The organism is Devosia chinhatensis (genome assembly GCF_000969445.1).
Classification (GTDB): domain Bacteria; phylum Pseudomonadota; class Alphaproteobacteria; order Rhizobiales; family Devosiaceae; genus Devosia; species Devosia chinhatensis.
The window spans coordinates 427,617-444,682 of sequence record NZ_JZEY01000054.1 but is presented as its reverse complement, the minus strand read 5'-3'; the positions used below and the strand labels follow the sequence as shown (position 1 = coordinate 444,682).

The following is a 17,066-nucleotide window of genomic DNA, read 5'->3' as shown; positions in this document are numbered from 1 at the left end:
CCTCACTCATTTTCTGGCTGCAATCGCGCCGGGCAGCCCCAAGCGCGGCCGCCCGCAGGCACATCGCCGTTCACGAAAGACATCGCGCCGATCACCGCCTTGTCGCCAATGGTGACGCCGCGCGCGACAATGGCATTGGGGCCGATATAGACGCCATGGCCGATTCGGGTCGGCGACTGGTCGACCGGCGCCTTGCCCAGCGTGATGCTGCGCTGCACCGTATCGTGGGTATAGATTTGCACGCCCGCCGAAATCGAGCAGTGATCGCCGATCTCAAGGCCGCCACCCGAGCCGTCGAGAATGACATTGGGGCCGATCCAGGTATGCTGGCCGACGCGCACGTCGCCGATGATGAGCACGTTGTCGTAACAAGACGTGCCCTCGCCAAAACCGTATTCACGGGCGTTTTGCCAGCGATCGGTGACCAGGTCGCCAAAAGAGACGCGGCGATTGTGCCTGGCGATCTTGTCGGCTTGCCTGCGACTTTGCAGCGCTTCGATCTCGTCATCCATTGCTAGGCGTCTTTGCCCGGCCGGGCGACTGGGCGAAGCGGATGATCTCGTCGCAGACCCGCGTTACCGGCACGCCCTCGTAGCACGGCACGGTGATGGTGGTGGCTTCGAGCTGCATCGCACGCGGCTGCACATCCGCATACTTTTTCGAGAAATAGGTCGTGCCGCTCTGGCAATAGGTGCCCAGCGTGGTCTCGATTTCCTTGGTCTTCAGATAGTGGACCAGCGCGTCGCGGTCGAGATTTTCGGGTACGCGGAATACCAGCGACTGCACATTGTGCAGCACGTCATCGCCGATGCGCTGCGGCATGAAGCCGATTGGCGCAAGCTGCTCGACATAGGCCTGACGCACCGCGTTGCGGTTGGCAACGATGGCATCGAGCTGGGCAAGCTGCTTGCGACCCATTATGGCCTGCAGCTCGGGCAGGCGGAAGTTGTAGCCATAATCGACGAAGTCGAGGCCCAGGCCGCGCATGCCGTCGGCTCCATGCATCAACTTGACGCGCAGCCAGTCGGCCCAGTCAGCACGATTGGTGGTGATGGCACCGCCTTCGCCGGTATTGAGCAGTTTGCGCGGATGGAAGCTGAAGCAGGTGATGTCGGCAATGCTGCCGCAGCGCACGCCGCGCTCGGTGCTGCCGATGGCGCAGGCCGCGTCCTCGATCAGCGGAATGGCATGCTGCCGACAGACCGCCTGGATTTCGTGCAGACCGGTGGGGTTGCCCAGGGCATCGACGAAGATGACGGCCTTGGTCTTTGGCGTGATCTTGGCGGCGAGATCCGCAGGCGACATGTTGAAGGTGCCGAGATCGACATCGACAAAGACAGGGATAGCCCCGAGGTCCTCCACGACATTGGCCGTAGCCGGGAACGAGAAATCGGCCACTGCGACTTCATCGCCCGCTACGATGCCCAGGCATTTGAGCGCGACCCACAGGGCCGTGGTCGCCGAGGTGGCGAGGAAGGCGTGATCGGCGCCGGTATAGTGCTTGATGTCCTTGACGAAGGCATCGACATGGGCGCCACGGGTGAACTGGCCCGACGAGAAGACCGCGCGGAAATCTTCTTCCACGTCCTCAAAGGTCATGTAGGGTCGCATCAAGCGGACGGGGTCGCTCATCGCTTGTCACCGATTTCGTTGACATACCAGTCAAGCGTTTGCGCCAGGCCCTCATCGAAAGGCGTGAGGGAATAGCTGATCAGGCTCTTGACCTTTCCATTGCTGGCATTGTGGCACAGCACGTCGGCACGGCGGGCCGGCTTGCGCAGGATCTCACCGCCATAGTTGAGCCGTGCAGCGATGCGGTGAACCAGATCCGACATGCTAGTCTGGTTGTCGCTGGAAATGTTGACCGACTCTCCAGCCGGCAACACCTTGAACAGCTTGATCACGGCATCGACGGTGTCTTGCACCATGATGAAATCGCGCGTCTGTGTGCCTTCGCCATGCAGCTCCGGCTGGCCGCCATTGAGGATGCGCCAGGCCGTGATCGGGATGATGCCGGCCAGCAGGCCGCGATAGTTCTGGCGCGGACCATAATTGTTGAACGGACGCACGATGAAGGCATCGACGCCGAACATGTGGACGTAGCTTTCGACTGCAAGGTCGGCGGCAGCCTTGCCGGCGGCATAGGTCGTCGTCGGGTTGCGCGGATGCTTTTCGTCCATCGGCTCATAGACGGCGGTGCCGTACACTTCCGAGGTGGAGAAATGGCACAGCGTCTTGAACGCACCTGCGCGCTGCAGTTCGAGCAGGTTCAGCGCTACGGTGACGTTGGTGCCAAAAGCATTGGCGGGGTTGATGAAGGAATAGTTCAGCGCCTTGGTGGCGCAGTTGAACACGATGTCGATAGCGTGCTTTTCGGTGATATAGCGCAGGCTGTCGGCGAATTCGGCGTCGTCGCGATAGAAGGTAACCTTGCCGGTTGCCAGTGCGGCGGCGAGATTGGCTTCGGAGCCGACGAACAGGTTGTCGATGACGGCGACATGCGCCGCGCCTTCGACGAGCAGCCGGTCGACAAGGTGGCTGCCGATGAAGCCCGCGCCGCCCGTTACCAGGATAGTCTTGCCCGCTAAGGACCTGTCGGTCATTTCAGTACCTCGTTTCTGACGGTATCGGCGATTTCGAGCGCCGAAAGGCCAGCTTTTGCATTGGGATAATTGTCACCCGGATGGGCGGCGCAGCTTGCGATGAAGGCCAGCAGTTCCGACAGAAGCGCTTCCTGCGGGCGCACCTCGACCGCTTCCTGGGTCGCTGTGATCTTGTAGGGCTGGCCTTCTGCCTGCACGATCTCGGACTGCCGGGTAATCAGGATTTCCTTGCGCAGCAATTCGCAGTCGACAAACATGTCGGTGCACGTCGCTTCGATCTTGCGCATCTTCTTTTCGGTGATGCGGCTTGCCTGGATGCGCGAGAACCGGCCATTGTCATGAGTGATAAGCGTCGAAGCAAAGTCGATGACGTCACCGCGCGCAAATCCGTGCGCGGCCACCGAACGGGCCGGACCGTTGATATAGAGCGCCAGATCGATATCGTGGATCATCAGGTCGATCACCACGTCTACGTCGGTGATGCGCGAGCTGAGCTTGTTGGTGCGGGTGAAGTCCACGCTGATGACGCGCTCGGACTTCTCTAGAATATCCTTGAGGCCCTGCACGGCGGGATTGTAGCGCTCGATGAAGCCAACCTGCACGTTGACGCCGTTGGCATCGGCAAAATCCTTGACGACGCGGGCTTCCTCTACGGTCGCCGCCAGCGGCTTTTCGACGAAGATATTCTTTACTGACTTGCCGATGTGCATGATGTAGTCGGCATGCGTGGCCGTGGGCGTGCAGATGACGACGGCATCGACGGTGTCCAGCGCTGCGAACGGGTCGGCCACGGCACGGGTGCCATGCGTCGCCGCCAATTGCTGGGCCGCCTGCTGGTTCAGGTCGGATATGAAGACAAGTTCGGCCTCCTTGAGCATCGAGAGAATGCGCAGGTGGTTCTTGCCCATGCTGCCGAGGCCGACCAGGCCGATTTTCAGTGCTGAGGCGCTCATTATTCGGTCTCGGGGACCCGCTGGCCCATTTTGTTGATCCTGCCCGCAACTCGCGCTGGGTTGCCTTTCACCAGAGTGTAGGGGGGCACGTCGCGGGTGACAACGCTGCCTGCGGCTACCATGCAATACTCGCCCAGCGTGACGCCACAGACGATGGTGGCATTGGCGCCGATGCTGGCGCCGGTTTCCACTTTGGTGGGTGTGATCGACCAGCCAGTATTGAAGGCGCGCGGCACCAGATCGTTGGTGAAGCAGGCATTGGGGCCGACGAAGACGTCATCGGCAATGGTGACGCCTTTATAGACCGAGACGCTGTTCTGAACCTTGCAGCGGTCGCCGATACTCACGCCCTCGTCGATATAGACATCTTTGGAGATGATGCAGTTTTCACCGATCGATACATTCTCCCGAATCTGGACATTGATCCAGACCTTGGTACCGCTGCCTAGCCGAGCCTGGGGGGACACATGTGCGCTCGTATGAATGAAGACGTCGGCAGACTGGCTCATGCTGCACCCCTGGCATCGAGAGCTTCGGACAAGGCCTCGACCACCGAGGCGATTTCACGCTGGGTGATGTAGGCGAAAAGCGGCAGGTTGAGGACCGAACGGCTCAACCGGTCGCCGTTGTCGCCGCCGTAATGCGCCTTGAGATAAGGTTTGGCGCCGGCCTGCGAGGCGATCGTGCCCGGATAGATATTGCCGAAGCCGATCTCCTTTGTGCGCAGTACATCCTCGATCCGCGTCTTCTGCGCTGCATCCTCGATCAGGCAGACATTGCAGTATCCGTTTTCGCCATAGGACGGAGGCGCCGCCATCGGCACGATGCCCAGAGCCGGCAGCAGCCGGCGGTACTCGTCGGCCGCGGCGCGACGCGAGGCGATCCGGGCGTCGATATGGTCGAAGGACAGGTTGAGATACGCGGCCTGCAGCGAATCCATTCGCGAGTTCCAGCCCACATCGCCGAAGCCATAGTGCTCGGTGCGACCATGGTTGCTGAGGCGCCGGACCCGCGTCGCGAGCTCCGCGTCATTGGTCAGCACGGCGCCGGCATCGCCGGCTGCGCCCAGCACCTTGGCCGGATAGAAGGATACAGTCGAAATCAGCGCGCCGGCATAGATGGGCGCATTGTCATGGGTGACGCCAAAGGCTTGCGCGCCATCTTCGATAAGCTGCACGCCGCGTTCCAAGCACAGCGCGCGCAAAGCGGTCAGCGCATTTGTGCCCCAGCCATAGAGATGCGCGACGATGGCGGCCTTGGGCTTTTCGGCCTCGATAGCCTCCTCGAAGGCGGCAAGATCAATGCCGCCATCGGTGAGGCTGATATCGACAGTGACCGGTATGGCATTGACGTTCACCACCGCTTCGAACGTCGCCCAGAATGTCGCATTGGGCACCAGCACCACATCGTCCCGGCCGACGCCCAGCGCCCGCAAGGCAAGCTGGATAGCGTCGGTACCGTTGGCGCAGGACACGGCAAAGCTGGTTCCGCAATAGGTCGACAGCTGATCCTCGAGAGCCTTGACTTCGGCACCACCCATGAACTGGGTCTCGGCGGTCATCCGAGCGACCTTATCGCTCCACGCCGAGCGAAAGCCCTCTTCGTGTCGCGCTATGTCGATAAAGGGAACTTTCATGTCGTCTCCATACCCGGGATGACCCGCAACGGGGTTGCTTCAGCGGCCAGATTGGCATCCCAGCGATCTCTCCGGCTCGCGGGACGTTTGCCAATTGTCTGGCAGGCTCATGCCATGGCAGTGCGCTCCCGCGCAAGAACAGGTCGTTCAAGTTACAGCTCCGATTGGCCAGCATCAGATGATCCGGGCTGAGTCTGGGGTTGGAGATCTCGCTTTCGGAAGCCTGCGTAGGCCAGCCATGCGCTGCCCAGCATCACCAAGACGCTCGAAAGTATCTGGACGATTACGACATCCCGCAATGTCGCCACATCCAGGATAAAAAAAGCAAGTAAAGTTGCAGAAAGCGCGAACAGAGACAGAATAAAGGACTGAAACCCCTTGTCGAGATAGTACAGTACGCTTCCGATGACGGCGTAAGACCCCCAAACCGACAGCTTCAGACAGACTAGGAACGCGAAATCCAAAAAATTGCCGCTGAATTTGACAGGGTCAAGGTAGTGCAGGACTTGCGCAACACCATAGGCGCAAATCGCAACGAGCATGATCGTCGCCAGGCAGATGGCCTGCAGTCCAAACAGGCCCGACAAGGTGATCCTCCTGTTGACGACGCGGCTGCCTGCAAAGGTCTGGAACGGCAGAAACAGGGCAGCTCCACCGATAAAGATCAGTGAAGCCAGCGAATAGTCGCCTGCAAGGCCCGAGCTCAGATCAACCTCGCCAATACTGAGGAACTCCAGGTTCGCATAGACGATCGACGCGCAGGCGGCGGCAAATGGCCAGATCGCACTTTTAAAGAACTGCGGACCAAGACGGTGCAGGACGCTCCAGTCCAACACAAAGTCCTGCCTGCGAATGCGAGCGCTCGAGAGCAATAGAAAGACCGGGTATATCAACGCCATCGCAATCAGGACGCTTAGTGCATCCAGAAAAAAGGCTCCCGCCAGCGCAGCGACAAATAGCGACGACTTCCAGAAAATCTGGAACTTTGAGTATGCCGCCAGTTCTCCGTTCGCCTGCATTACAGCCAAGGCGATATTGCAAATTGCGGCCCCTGCGACGATTAGTGGAAAGGAGCTGAAATAAAGTGCCTGCTGAAAGAAACCGACCTGGGCACCGGTGGTGGGCACTATGCCGTAGAGAATCACTCCCGCAATCAGAGACGACACAACCACGAGCAGCTGGATCACTGGTAGCGCAGCCTTGCGCTCAGCCGGTGACATTCGCGGAAACAAATGCGTCACTGCGGTGTTGAGGCCCAACATGGCAATGGTGGTGGCGACAGCTATATAAGCCTGAGCGACGCGGAACGCGCCAAATTCCACATTGCTCAAAATTAGTCCAAGAACAACAAACGTCATGAGGAAGACGAAATTCACCCAGACGTTTGCTGCAAGTAACTTGGATAGATCTCCGGAAAAAAGCCCCATCGACGCCGCTAAATCCTTGTATCTACAAACCGATCAGCGACATGCCCGCGCAAAAATCTGCAATTCATGCTTGGTCACGACCAGAAATTTGCAGGCTTACTGCGCGAAACGACCCTATGCCTTCGTGTAGAGCATGCCCCTCGTGTCGATTATCCGCGCGGTTTCCCTAAATCGGATATCAGGCGACTTGAAAGACTTGTGGTCCACGAGCATCACAACAACGTCACACTGCTCCATTGCCTCCACCTGTGAGGCAAGCATCACCTTATCCCCCAGCTTGGACGGCAATCTCGTGATGTTCGGCTCCACGGCCAACACGGGGCCTGGATGGCTCACTGAGATTCTTTTGACAATCTCGATGGCCGGGCTCTCCCGCAAGTCGTCGATATCGGCTTTGAAGGCCAGACCAAAGCAGCCGATCTTGACGTCCCGAAGCTGTGCCCCAGGGTGGTCGGCCAGAAAGCCCAGCACGGCCTCGTGAATTTTGGCGACCACCCAGTCGGGCTTGGCGTCATTCACCGTTCGCGCCGTACGAATAAGCTTCGCTTGCTCGGGCGCCGAGGACACTATGAACCACGGGTCCACGGCGATGCAATGACCGCCCACGCCCGGGCCCGGCTGCAGAATGTTCACCCGTGGATGGCGATTGGCGAGCGCGATCAGTTCCCAAACATTCATGTTCAGCTTATCGCAGATCACCGACAGTTCATTGGCAAAGGCAATGTTGACATCGCGGAAACTGTTCTCGGTCAGTTTGGCCATTTCAGCGACGCGCGGACCCGAAGCGATCAGGCATTCACCAGTTACGAAGGTTTTATAGAGCGCTGCCGCGAGAGCAGAGCAGCGGTTGGTCATACCGCCAATGATCCGATCATTGGTGATTAGTTCCTGCATGACCTTGCCGGGCAGAACGCGCTCGGGACAATGGGCGATGCGGATATCCGACTGTTCCCCCTCTGTCTGGGGGAAACTCAGATCAGGACGAGCGGAAGCGAGCCAATTGGACATGGTTTCCGTGGCGCCGACCGGCGAGGTGCTTTCGAGGATCACAAGATCCCCCTTCTTGAGCACAGGGGCGATGGACCGGCAGGCAGCCTCGATAAAGGACAGATCGGGCTCGTGATGTTCGCCCTTGAACGGAGTGGGCACGGCGATAAGGAAAGCCTCGGCAGGCTCGGGAGTTGTGCCCGCGCGTAGATAGCCTTCCTTGACCGCAGCCCGCACGACCATGTCCAGAGCGGGCTCAACAATGTGGACCTCACCCCTATTGATTGTGTCGACGGCGCGCTGGTCTACATCGACGCCGATAACCTCGATTTTCCGCGAGGCAAACATGGCAGCTGTCGGGAGTCCGATATACCCAAGGCCGATAACCGAAATGCGTTTGAAGGGCCGATCGAGCATCACTGTTCTGCCTCGTATACGCCGAAGAATTTTTGGATGGCATCGCGGATGCGATAGGAAGCGAGGCCATCGCCATAAGGATTGTGAGCGCCCGCCATGGCTTGGTAGGCAGCTGTGTCGTCCAGAAGTCTGGTTGTCTCTCGAACGATCAGATCGGTATCGGTACCTACCAGCTTGACGGTTCCGGCATCAATTGCTTCCGGTCGCTCGGTCGTATCACGCATCACGAGTACGGGCTTGCCGAGCGACGGCGCCTCCTCCTGTACGCCCCCTGAATCGGTCAAAATGATGTCTGCGCGACGCATGAGGTGGACGAAGGGCAGATAAGTCTGCGGCGCGACCAGGTGAACGCGCGGCAACGCTCCGAGGCAGCTTTCGACCGGGCCTTTGACATTGGGGTTAAGATGGACCGGATAGACAATCTGGACATCCTCACGTTGCGCAATAAGAGCAAGAGCGTCGCAAATTCTCTGGAAACCGCCCCCGAAGCTCTCGCGACGGTGCCCGGTGACCAGGATCATGCGCCGGGACGGATCGATACCGAACTCGGCATCCAGGGCCGCACTCTGCTCCGGGTCCGCATCCAGCCGCCTCACAACCTCGAAGAGGGTGTCGATAACCGTATTGCCAGTTACCATTATCGTCGCTGCGGGCACTGCCTCAGCAAGGAGGTTGGCCGCCGCACCTTCTGTTGGCGCGAAATGCAGCCGGGCAATCGTGCCGGCGACCCGACGATTGATTTCTTCGGGCCACGGGGAATAAATGTTGCCCGTGCGCAAACCAGCCTCGACGTGCCCCACCGCTACCTGCTGATAATAGGCCGCGAGCGAAGCCGACAGAGTCGTGGTGGTGTCGCCATGGACCAACATCAGGTCGGGCGAGAAGTCGTCCAGGACCGGTTTGAGACCCATCAGCACCGCGCCGGTAATTTCCGAAAGGCCCTGGCCAGGCTTCATGATATCCAAGTCGTAGTGAGGTTGAATATCAAACAGGTGCAGCACCTGATCGAGCATTTCACGATGCTGGGCCGTGACTGCTACGCGAACCTCCAGCCCAGCCGTATTCCTCAGCACCTCATAGATCGGCGCCATCTTGATGGCCTCCGGTCTGGTTCCAAACACCATTAGTACTTTTTTCATATAACCTCTTGGGGCCAGACCTTGGTCGGCGTCCATCCGATCTGGATCGGCATTATTGATGGTTTATGCGGGGCGTGCTGGTGGCAGGAGCAACTTGACCTGCGCAGCGAGATAAGCTGACCATGAAGTGTGGTCAAGCTGATGCTAGGCTGCGCCGTGAATGACATGCATTTTTTGTCCTAGACGCTGACCGGACGTTCTGGCAGACAACGCTAAGCAAAAGCCTGCGCTCGCCAGAGACCACGCCTTGGGTGTCGACCCAAAGCAACCTGGCGGCTTGAGGCAGGCTAAAATAGCGAATTGCCTTAGCTGGGCCGCCGTACCTTTATGCCGGAAAACGGAGCACCGAGGATGCCTCAACAAACGCCTCGAAGCGCTGGTGAGCTTAGCCCCTTCGACATCGCCGATTGGCTCTGGTCATTCAGGTGGCTCGCTGTCGCGCTGTTTCTGGGCGCTACCGCCTGGACTGGATCGCTGTTATTTGCAAACGCTGGCAGCACGGCAGTTGAGGAGCCGCGCCATGATCTGGTCATAGGCATTTACAGAGCCGGGACGCCTGTCCGCAGCGTGACGGAAATCGCCGATATTTATGGTTCTCGCCTGATGTCTCCCACACGGGCCCTGATCAGTGAGGCCGGCGCAGCCCCCGTGGTCCTCCGCGCCCAGAACAGGGACGCCGCCGAAGCGGCAGCGACGGAATCCAGCGAGTTGGCAATGCAGCTGGTTGCCGAAGTTCAGGCGCAGGCAGACACTCTCGCGGTCTACATGCGGCGAGAAATCGTGCCCGATTTTATCGCTGAGCAATACTTCACAAACACTGCCTTCCTGGCAGGCGTTCAGTCGGGGCTGATCGAGATTTCTCGCCCGGTCATCAGGGAAGTGACTTCTGCTCGGGGGACCGGCCCAGGCATCAGATTGGCCCTGCCCTGGATTACTGCCGGCGTGGTGTTCCTTGCGGTTGCTGGTGTGATCAGTTTCGTTTCAGCCTGGAGAACCCGTCGCCAGCCCAAATGACGCTTCAGGTTATTGGTCCACAGCACAGTGCCTAGTGGGGAGATGATGTGGTGCCGTCGAAGGTTTTGACCCGAACATCTTGACCCGCCAAATCGCCAAACGGGTTATCGAAGATCGATTTCCTGCAGAACAGGAACGAGTAGTGGCTTCCGGACTTGCGAGAGCGCTCTTATTGATCGCAATAATTGCGACAATTATTCCGCCCGGCTACCTGGCCTATATTGGGTCATACGTCGCCCTGATCGCCGCCATTATTGCGGTCGTTACCTGTGGGTGGCGCGAAAAACCCGTATTGCTGCACCCAACGTCACTCGCAATTCTCGCCTCCATTGCATTGATATGTGGGACATTGCCGTGGGTCTATCATGCACCGCAGGACCTCTTGGCGCCGGTGCTTATTCTGCCCATGTTGACGACCATTGCACTTGGGTTGCTGGCGCGACCGGCCGGCCGTGTGCCGAGACCAACTACATTCGCGTTTATCTGCCTGGCTGGGTCGTTCATTGCGCTAGTTGGCGGCGCCTATGAACATTTCGTTCTTGGTCTCTACAGGCCTGGTCTGGGAAACAATCCCATCCATTACTCGACACTTGCCGCAATGTCGGGCTGCCTGGCGTTGGTCGGCATGATCTCCAGCAGCGCGCGATGGAGATATGTCTTTCTGTGTGGACCAGTCTTGGGGCTTGCTTGTGCGATAATTGCAGATTCGCGCGGACCTATGCTTGGGGCGCTGGTGATGTCGGCGTTCGGACTAGTTATGCTGACCATATGGCTCTGGCGCGAAACGATGTTTCGCATCGCGCTACTGGTCATCTCCGCCATAGCTGCAGGCGCCGTAGCGTACCTGATGCAAAGCGGTAGCGACCGGGTCGCAAGCGTGGTCCAAAGCGGGCTGAACCTGTTCACATTCACTGGCAGCCCGGACGATATCCGAGCAGCGTTTTATGCATCGGCGTTTGAGATCCTCCAGACCTCTCCCCTGGTGGGCCTCGGGCTCGGACAAATAATGGTGCCGTTTGAAGAATTGTTCCCCGACTTTGTCATCGCCTTGGGTCGCTTTGACAACCTGCATGCCGACTGGGCCAATTTTGCGGCCATGGCCGGAATCGTGGGATTGATCGCGTGGGTGTTGCTCCTGGTCTCTCCCATGCTGCTGCTCCTCGATCGAGCGGCTCGGCAGGATAGGTCAACCGTTCTCGGCACGACGGTACTGGCCACCGGTCAGCTCGTCATGGGGGTCAGCAACGCCACCTTTGGCATCTTGCCGCAAACCATGATGTTCGCTGTCGCGGCTGGCTACTTCCTGGCCTGGATGCGGCCGAGATCTGCTCAAATGCACACGCCGCTTCGCGACTAGCGCCAATAAAGGTTATGCGACAGCCGAGACTGGCGGGTACAAAACAACTCCAGCCCCCGAAGGCGTAAACACGTGCGGTCTTGCTCCTGAAGTCGTCAGCGCACTAACAGCGGCACCTTACCGGAGCTCGTACGGAAAGGCTGGGCAATCAGGCAAAATTTAAACGTCAGAGCAACGTTGGCTGCATCGAAGTCCTGAGCGAAACGATCAGCAGGCGCATCGGGACGCGCCACCCCAAATACGGTCACCTGTCCTGGATGCTCCTGCTTCAACTGAATGTGCGAGCAATAGTCAAAGCACTTGTGGTGCCGGCCAAAGATCAGCGCCGTCAGGAACACCTTATTGCCGTGGGCATCGATTATGAATTCGCCGGACCGCCCTTCGCGGATCTCAAATGACCTGAGCAGGCCTTCGTCATGCCGGCCCTCAACGAGATCTCCTGTGTCATAGCGTATGAACGGAGACGCCTGATTGTAGAAGCCGGTACAGATGAGCTTGCTATGGGTATCGATCTGCACCGCCTCCGCAAATCCATAGCTTTGAAAAGGCTCATAAATACCCTTTGCTGTCTCATACGCCAGCAAGGCGCGCTCAGTGTGGCCGTACCATGATATCGAGCTGCAGCCGAGCAGGCGCTCCGTTGCACTACGGGCCTGGGGCGCGGGAAACTCTGAGCCGAGCAGCATCCCCCTTACTTTGCCACGCATGAGGCCGAGCAAGGGATGGTTGTTGTCTTCCAACCACTGCACAAAGTCGAAAATGCTGCTGGGATATCCGTGAAGGTAAGGCGCCCGGAAACGCTGAAAAATGGGCACCAGATTGTCGGCTACCGCCTGCCATCCTGCATAGATGTCGACGTTGAACTGATGGCGGGCCGAATCGTACATAACCAGATTGCGAACATCGGACCGTCCTGCAAAAACAATGCGTAAATCCGTCTGGCGAAAACCAAGGCGTGCCCAGATCGTGTGCATATGAGCCCACTCGTGAGCCACGCTGGATGGCTCGATGTAGAACTCGAGGGTGCTGCCGCTGCTGCCACCGGTATTGACGATGTAACGACCTGGCTTGGAGGACGAACGGTGTTCCAACGGTACCGATTGGAGCATCGCTTTGTTGATAATCGGCAGGTCGGCCAGATCGTCGAAAGTGCTGAATCGAGCTGGGTCCACGCCGCCGGCTCGATAAAGCTCACTATAGAAGGGCACATTTGCGTACGCGTAGGATGCAATCGCCTTGACGCGTTCGAATATGGCTTTCTTGCGCTGCGCGACCCCTTGGGCCGATAGTTCAGCGATCTGCTTCTTACGCAGGCGGTAGATCGTCGCGATTCCCGGCCGAAACGCAAAGGGCACCAGCGAAACTGCCTGGCCAACGGGCATAGGCAGCCGCGTGAGATTGCTTTTGACGTAGCCGACGAAACTCATCCCTGGCTCCGACCAATCTCGTTGTACATCTCGAGAAGCTCAGCGGCGACGATGTCGGCGTCGTGGTACTTTTCGACGTATTTTCGACTGGCAACGCCAATCGAGCGGCGACGCTGAGGGTCCAGGATGAGCTCTTCCAGCGTTTTCTCGATTGTGTCCGGATTGGCATTAACCAGCGGCAATTCAGGGGGATAGCTATCGATCAGGTCGGGTCTGATATAAGTGATTGTCGGCTTCCCCGCCGCCATGGTTTCCACTGCTGTTACGCCATGTGAGCCACAGCGCAGCTCGTCAACATAGATGTCGCATTCTGAAATGCGTTCATACATCTGTTGCTGTGTAAGCTGCCGCACCAACTCAAATTTGAATTGTAATCCTTTTTTCTGCAGCCGCTCCACTGCAGCAACAAGATATTCCGTGCCCTTCACCAGCGGCTCGGTGGGAATATGCAGGACTACCGGAATCTTGGCTTCTTCATCCGGATATTTGGCCTGGATAAGGTCCAGGTTCACGGGCTGACGGAAAGTATATACTTTTTCAAAATAGGGACTTGCGTATGTCGCCATTTCCGGATCCGTAGCGGCGAACCGGATATTCCTTGACCACGAAAGATAACGGGCCTTGACGACAGCATCCTTTCTCCAGTCGGGCTCACGATAGAAATAAGGGTTGTGTCGATTTGCTTCGGCGAGAAAGCGCGCGTCCCCTCCGCCGAACGATATAACCATAGGGATTCCAGCGCGCCTCAGGACGGGCCCTTCATACAGCCAGTGCGCTTCGCGAAAGAATATGTTCGCACTGTGGTAGTGCACGAGCGAGCATTCGCGGCTAGCCCGCTTTATAAAGGCCGGGATCGACAGCAACTTGCGAAACAGACTGTCGTCCGGTCCGCAAACAGCTTCATCGTAAGGAAGGCGGCGTTTCAGGTCGTGAACGTCTTTCTCGTGGAAGATCACGTTGCGGCTTGGCGCGCCGAGCTTGCGGAGTGACTCCGCTACCCGGAAGGGCCATCCGGCGAGGCTGCCATACTGGAGAATGTACTTTTCACCAGAGCTTTCCATATTACCGTCGAACGACGGCGCATCGGACTGCTGCCGCCTCTGAAGAGATTCAGGGATGATCGTGGCACCTTTTGGTTGGCTCATCGCAGGGCAACTTTTCTCTAGATGGGAGGCTGCAGACGGGATGCTGCGGGTCGGCTTTGCGTCATGGCTATGCTTGTGCGCGACGGCAGCCGGACTGCTGGCTCCGACCTCGTTTCACAAGACATGCGCAACGCTGATCGTGCACTTCAGCGCGCGTCCGGTGGTGGACCATCTTCGTCCCTTGGTCAATGCCACATGCAGCGGTAGCGGCTGGGCAGCTCCTGGCTAATAACGCGAACCAAGCGAGGGCCGCAAGTATCGCCTTCGGCATAGTGCCCGCATGCGCCTCCCCAGGTGCGAGTGGCGCGGAACTCCAGCGACAGGCGCTTCTGTCCTAATGTGTCATCCAAGATCTGCCGACACGGTGCCGGACATGCGCTGCGATCCGGAACTGAACGGCAGACGACCAATTGGTCATCACCCGCACGGTAACTCGTTTGCCAAGGGTTTTTTGCTTGATCTCTCGTGGCGCTCGTACAGCACCCCCATCGAGGTCAGTCAGCATCAATGACTTCAGCAATCTGGCTGGGGCGCCAGGATTCGAACCTGGGAATGGCGGTACCAAAAACCGCTGCCTTACCACTTGGCGACGCCCCAACTGGCGCGGTTCCTACACGGTTTGCTTTTGCTTCGCAACATGATGTCGACGGCTGCTGAAAAGGTTGCGCGAGGCGCTTGAACAGGACGGGACACGCAGCTATAACGCCGCCACATCGCAGCTGCTGAGGCCCATTTTCGGAGGTCTCTGCCCGAGGCTGCGAGTTCGACGGAGTATAGCGCAGCCTGGTAGCGCACCTGCTTCGGGAGCAGGGGGTCGAGTGTTCGAATCACTCTACTCCGACCAATCAACCCCGGCGTCTCAGGACGTCGGGGTTTTTTACACCGACAGGGTCACCGACAGAGGTGGCCTCGATGCTGTAGTTGGCCCAAACCTTAGGCCGACTGCAGTTGCGGATAAGCACTATCGTCTGCTTCGCGCCCCAAATCGGCCATTCCACAGGGCATTCCAGTATCCTAAAAGCGGTCGGTCCTCTTTGGCCAAGGCAGCAACGCAATGGAGTAGGAACTTCTCTGTTCGCCTCCATCTCGAATAAATTCGGAAGCAGCCGAAAGAATGTGGTGTCAGTGACGGTTCAGAACTTGGCAAGAAAGGTAGAATTTTTGGATCCTGAACGTCTCAGTCGCGCGTCAGCCTCATAGCCTGGTCGTACGGTGCGCCTGCATCGACAGCTTGCCGCCTGGCTTCCCCGTCAATCCTAGGGCTATTTCCATGGCGCGCTTATCACGGGTTGCCCCTGTCTTGGCCGAGCCGACGAAATGAGCCAGCCCCCGCCGCTTGCCTGGCGTCAGCGCGTCCCAGGCCTGCTGCGCCGCCTTATCGCCGGACAGGGTGCCTAGCAGCTCCTCAGGAACGTCGACACAGTCTTGGTCGGCAATGTTGAAGCGCAGCTCTACCGGCATGCCGACCTTAAGACCCATGGCTTTGAGCCGTGCAGAGCCAAGGATCAGGTGATGGCCTTGTGATGAGGGAATGAACGCGCCGGAAAACGGATAATCGTTGATTTCCCCCTCGACGCGCAGCCTCGGATGAGCAGCGAGTGGCAGCTGGTTGGCGATTGCAACCGGCAGATAGATGACGGAATGGAGATACTTTTCATAATCGAGGGTATCGACGACCCCCTGAAAGTCGAAGGCATAAAAGCTCATCGCGTGTCCTGTTTCTCAACCAGCGTATTGCGTTAACTTGCCAAGGAGATAGGCGCGCACGGCATCATCCTCCGTCAGGCCAATGGCTCGCTGGAAAGCCGCTACAATCGCTTGCCGGTCTGTACCGAGCCGCTGCAGCAACTGCGCCTTGAGCGCCCAGAATGGCTGATAGTCCCCTGTCACCGCTTCGGGCATTTGCGCCAGTTCCTGGAGGCCCATTTCAGCTCCATGCACCTCAGCGGTGGCTGCGGCCAGGCCCACCAGATTGCCGATCGTGGGGGCCTTCTGCGCCAATAGCCGATGCAGCGCCCATGCCGGAAGGCGCATGTCAGCGCCCGTCACTCGCGACTGTACCAGGACGGACTGTATCGCTGCCTCCAGCTGGAAGCGCCCCGGCTGCTTGAGCCCGCCTGCCGTGCGCAGTTTTTCCTCTGCTTCGCCTACCATCGGCAGATTCCAAAGCGCGGTATCCTGTTCGGCCAGCGGCACATAGCGGCCTTCCACCCGCCGCGCCGCGCTGCGGCTTTCGCAAAACAGCATCAGCGCCAGAAGCCCCAGCGCCTCCGCATCCTGCGGCCGCAGTTCCACCAGCACCCGCGCCAGCCAGATCGCCTCTTCAGTCAGGCCCTTGCCCAGCTGATCGTCGCTGCCGGTGCTGTCCCAGCCTTGTCCGTAGGCTGCATAGATGGCTTCGAGCACATTACCCATGCGCTCGCCTAGTTCATCTTCTGCTGGCACTTCGTAGGCGATGCCGGTGTCCTTGATGCGCGCCTTAGCACGGCTCAGCCGCCGTCCCATGGCGTCGGGCGAAACGAGGAAGGAAGAGGCAATGCGCTCGGCAGTCAGCCCCAGCACGATTTGCAGCATCAGTGGCGTGCGTGCGGCAGCATCGATTGCCGGGTGGCCGCACACGAACATCAGTTCCAGCCGTTTGTCGGCAATCACGGGCATTTCCCCGGTCTCGGTCGGTGCCATAACAAGGAGGTTGCTGATCGTTTGTTCTCGTGTCTTCAGTACCCGGGCGCCATCGCGCAGCCGATTTTGCGCTGCCACCATCAGCCATGCATCGGGGTTGGCCGGCACGCCTTGTGTCGGCCAGATGTCGAGCGCCCGGGCAAACGCGTCGGCGAGGGCGTCTTCGGCTGCGGCCAGGTCGCGCCATGCTCGCGCGAGATATGCGAGAAGGCGCCCATAGGAGGTGCGGGCAGCGTTCTCTGCCGCCCGTCGCCCACGTTCCTGAACACTGCCGTCCAC

Annotated in this window: 15 protein-coding genes and 2 tRNA genes; 3 read left to right on the top strand and 14 right to left on the bottom strand. The window is 58.9% G+C overall.

All coding sequences use genetic code 11. From position 1 onward, the window contains the following. Positions 1-2: 2 nt before the first annotated feature. The 9 genes from VE26_RS02280 to wecB form a co-directional block, all read right to left on the bottom strand. The gene (locus tag VE26_RS02280) at positions 3-512 is read right to left on the bottom strand and encodes an acyltransferase (RefSeq protein WP_046103587.1); all 510 of its coding nucleotides are present in this window, start codon (positions 510-512) and stop codon (positions 3-5) included. Next, entirely contained in the window at positions 505-1,632 is a 1,128-nt protein-coding gene (locus VE26_RS02275) for a DegT/DnrJ/EryC1/StrS family aminotransferase (RefSeq protein WP_046103586.1), read from the bottom strand. Before VE26_RS02275 ends, VE26_RS02280 begins: the two co-directional genes overlap by 8 nt. Then, positions 1,629-2,603 (bottom strand): NAD-dependent epimerase/dehydratase family protein, encoded by a 975-nt coding sequence (locus tag VE26_RS02270; protein WP_046103585.1) that lies wholly within the window; start codon positions 2,601-2,603, stop codon positions 1,629-1,631. Before VE26_RS02270 ends, VE26_RS02275 begins: the two co-directional genes overlap by 4 nt. Then, positions 2,600-3,556 (bottom strand): Gfo/Idh/MocA family protein, encoded by a 957-nt coding sequence (locus VE26_RS02265; protein ID WP_046103584.1) that lies wholly within the window; start codon positions 3,554-3,556, stop codon positions 2,600-2,602. Before VE26_RS02265 ends, VE26_RS02270 begins: the two co-directional genes overlap by 4 nt. After that, positions 3,556-4,065 carry an acyltransferase gene (locus tag VE26_RS18670; RefSeq protein WP_046103583.1) on the bottom strand — a complete coding sequence of 170 codons (510 nt, stop codon included), beginning with the start codon at positions 4,063-4,065 and terminating at the stop codon, positions 3,556-3,558. Before VE26_RS18670 ends, VE26_RS02265 begins: the two co-directional genes overlap by 1 nt. Next, a complete protein-coding gene (locus VE26_RS02255; RefSeq protein ID WP_046103582.1) occupies positions 4,062-5,192 on the bottom strand; it encodes a DegT/DnrJ/EryC1/StrS family aminotransferase in 1,131 nt (376 codons plus the stop codon). Before VE26_RS02255 ends, VE26_RS18670 begins: the two co-directional genes overlap by 4 nt. 152 nt (positions 5,193-5,344) lie before the next feature. Further along, positions 5,345-6,619, bottom strand: coding sequence for a lipopolysaccharide biosynthesis protein (locus VE26_RS02250; RefSeq protein WP_046103581.1), 1,275 nt, complete (start codon positions 6,617-6,619; stop codon positions 5,345-5,347). A gap of 114 nt (positions 6,620-6,733) precedes the next feature. Further along, positions 6,734-8,023, bottom strand: coding sequence for a UDP-N-acetyl-D-mannosamine dehydrogenase (gene wecC, locus VE26_RS02245; protein WP_046103580.1), 1,290 nt, complete (start codon positions 8,021-8,023; stop codon positions 6,734-6,736). Then, the gene (gene wecB, locus VE26_RS02240) at positions 8,023-9,162 is read right to left on the bottom strand and encodes a non-hydrolyzing UDP-N-acetylglucosamine 2-epimerase (protein WP_046104920.1); all 1,140 of its coding nucleotides are present in this window, start codon (positions 9,160-9,162) and stop codon (positions 8,023-8,025) included. Before wecB ends, wecC begins: the two co-directional genes overlap by 1 nt. 351 nt (positions 9,163-9,513) lie before the next feature. Between wecB and VE26_RS02235 the strand changes: the two genes are divergently transcribed. Continuing rightward, positions 9,514-10,176 carry a hypothetical protein gene (locus tag VE26_RS02235; RefSeq protein ID WP_046103579.1) on the top strand — a complete coding sequence of 221 codons (663 nt, stop codon included), beginning with the start codon at positions 9,514-9,516 and terminating at the stop codon, positions 10,174-10,176. 79 nt (positions 10,177-10,255) lie between these two features. Beyond that, entirely contained in the window at positions 10,256-11,533 is a 1,278-nt protein-coding gene (locus VE26_RS02230) for an O-antigen ligase family protein (protein WP_152658684.1), read from the top strand. 95 nt (positions 11,534-11,628) lie between these two features. Here the strand turns inward: VE26_RS02230 and VE26_RS02225 are convergent, their stop codons facing one another. The 3 genes from VE26_RS02225 to VE26_RS02210 all read right to left on the bottom strand — a co-directional run bounded on the left by VE26_RS02225 (position 11,629) and on the right by VE26_RS02210 (position 14,702). Then, a complete protein-coding gene (locus tag VE26_RS02225) occupies positions 11,629-12,960 on the bottom strand; it encodes a phenylacetate--CoA ligase family protein (protein WP_046103577.1) in 1,332 nt (443 codons plus the stop codon). Continuing rightward, entirely contained in the window at positions 12,957-14,105 is a 1,149-nt protein-coding gene (locus VE26_RS16950; protein ID WP_052715612.1) for a glycosyltransferase family protein, read from the bottom strand. Before VE26_RS16950 ends, VE26_RS02225 begins: the two co-directional genes overlap by 4 nt. A 522-nt stretch (positions 14,106-14,627) precedes the next feature. Continuing rightward, a tRNA-Gln gene (locus tag VE26_RS02210) sits at positions 14,628-14,702 on the bottom strand. 170 nt (positions 14,703-14,872) lie between these two features. On the opposite strand from VE26_RS02210, the gene VE26_RS02205 reads away from it, so the two are divergent. Continuing rightward, positions 14,873-14,949, top strand: a tRNA-Pro gene (locus VE26_RS02205). Positions 14,950-15,299: 350 nt separating this feature from the next. Here the strand turns inward: VE26_RS02205 and VE26_RS02200 are convergent. After that, positions 15,300-15,812: a YdeI/OmpD-associated family protein gene (locus tag VE26_RS02200; RefSeq protein ID WP_046103574.1), complete on the bottom strand. Its 513-nt coding sequence runs from the start codon at positions 15,810-15,812 to the stop codon at positions 15,300-15,302. A gap of 15 nt (positions 15,813-15,827) precedes the next feature. Next, a complete protein-coding gene (locus VE26_RS02195; protein ID WP_046103573.1) occupies positions 15,828-17,066 on the bottom strand; it encodes an RNA polymerase sigma factor in 1,239 nt (412 codons plus the stop codon).

Bases quoted from the DNA above. Each gene is read 5' to 3' on its own strand.
- VE26_RS02280 (WP_046103587.1), bottom strand. From the start codon at position 512: ATGGATGACGAGATCGAAGCGCTGCAAAGTCGCAGGCAAGCCGACAAG.
- VE26_RS02275 (WP_046103586.1), bottom strand. From the start codon at position 1,632: ATGAGCGACCCCGTCCGCTTGATGCGACCCTACATGACCTTTGAGGAC.
- VE26_RS02270 (WP_046103585.1), bottom strand. From the start codon at position 2,603: ATGACCGACAGGTCCTTAGCGGGCAAGACTATCCTGGTAACGGGCGGC.
- VE26_RS02265 (WP_046103584.1), bottom strand. From the start codon at position 3,556: ATGAGCGCCTCAGCACTGAAAATCGGCCTGGTCGGCCTCGGCAGCATG.
- VE26_RS18670 (WP_046103583.1), bottom strand. From the start codon at position 4,065: ATGAGCCAGTCTGCCGACGTCTTCATTCATACGAGCGCACATGTGTCC.
- VE26_RS02255 (WP_046103582.1), bottom strand. From the start codon at position 5,192: ATGAAAGTTCCCTTTATCGACATAGCGCGACACGAAGAGGGCTTTCGC.
- VE26_RS02250 (WP_046103581.1), bottom strand. From the start codon at position 6,619: ATGGGGCTTTTTTCCGGAGATCTATCCAAGTTACTTGCAGCAAACGTC.
- wecC (WP_046103580.1), bottom strand. From the start codon at position 8,023: ATGCTCGATCGGCCCTTCAAACGCATTTCGGTTATCGGCCTTGGGTAT.
- wecB (WP_046104920.1), bottom strand. From the start codon at position 9,162: ATGAAAAAAGTACTAATGGTGTTTGGAACCAGACCGGAGGCCATCAAG.
- VE26_RS02235 (WP_046103579.1), top strand. From the start codon at position 9,514: ATGCCTCAACAAACGCCTCGAAGCGCTGGTGAGCTTAGCCCCTTCGAC.
- VE26_RS02225 (WP_046103577.1), bottom strand. From the start codon at position 12,960: ATGAGTTTCGTCGGCTACGTCAAAAGCAATCTCACGCGGCTGCCTATG.
- VE26_RS16950 (WP_052715612.1), bottom strand. From the start codon at position 14,105: ATGAGCCAACCAAAAGGTGCCACGATCATCCCTGAATCTCTTCAGAGG.
- VE26_RS02200 (WP_046103574.1), bottom strand. From the start codon at position 15,812: ATGAGCTTTTATGCCTTCGACTTTCAGGGGGTCGTCGATACCCTCGAT.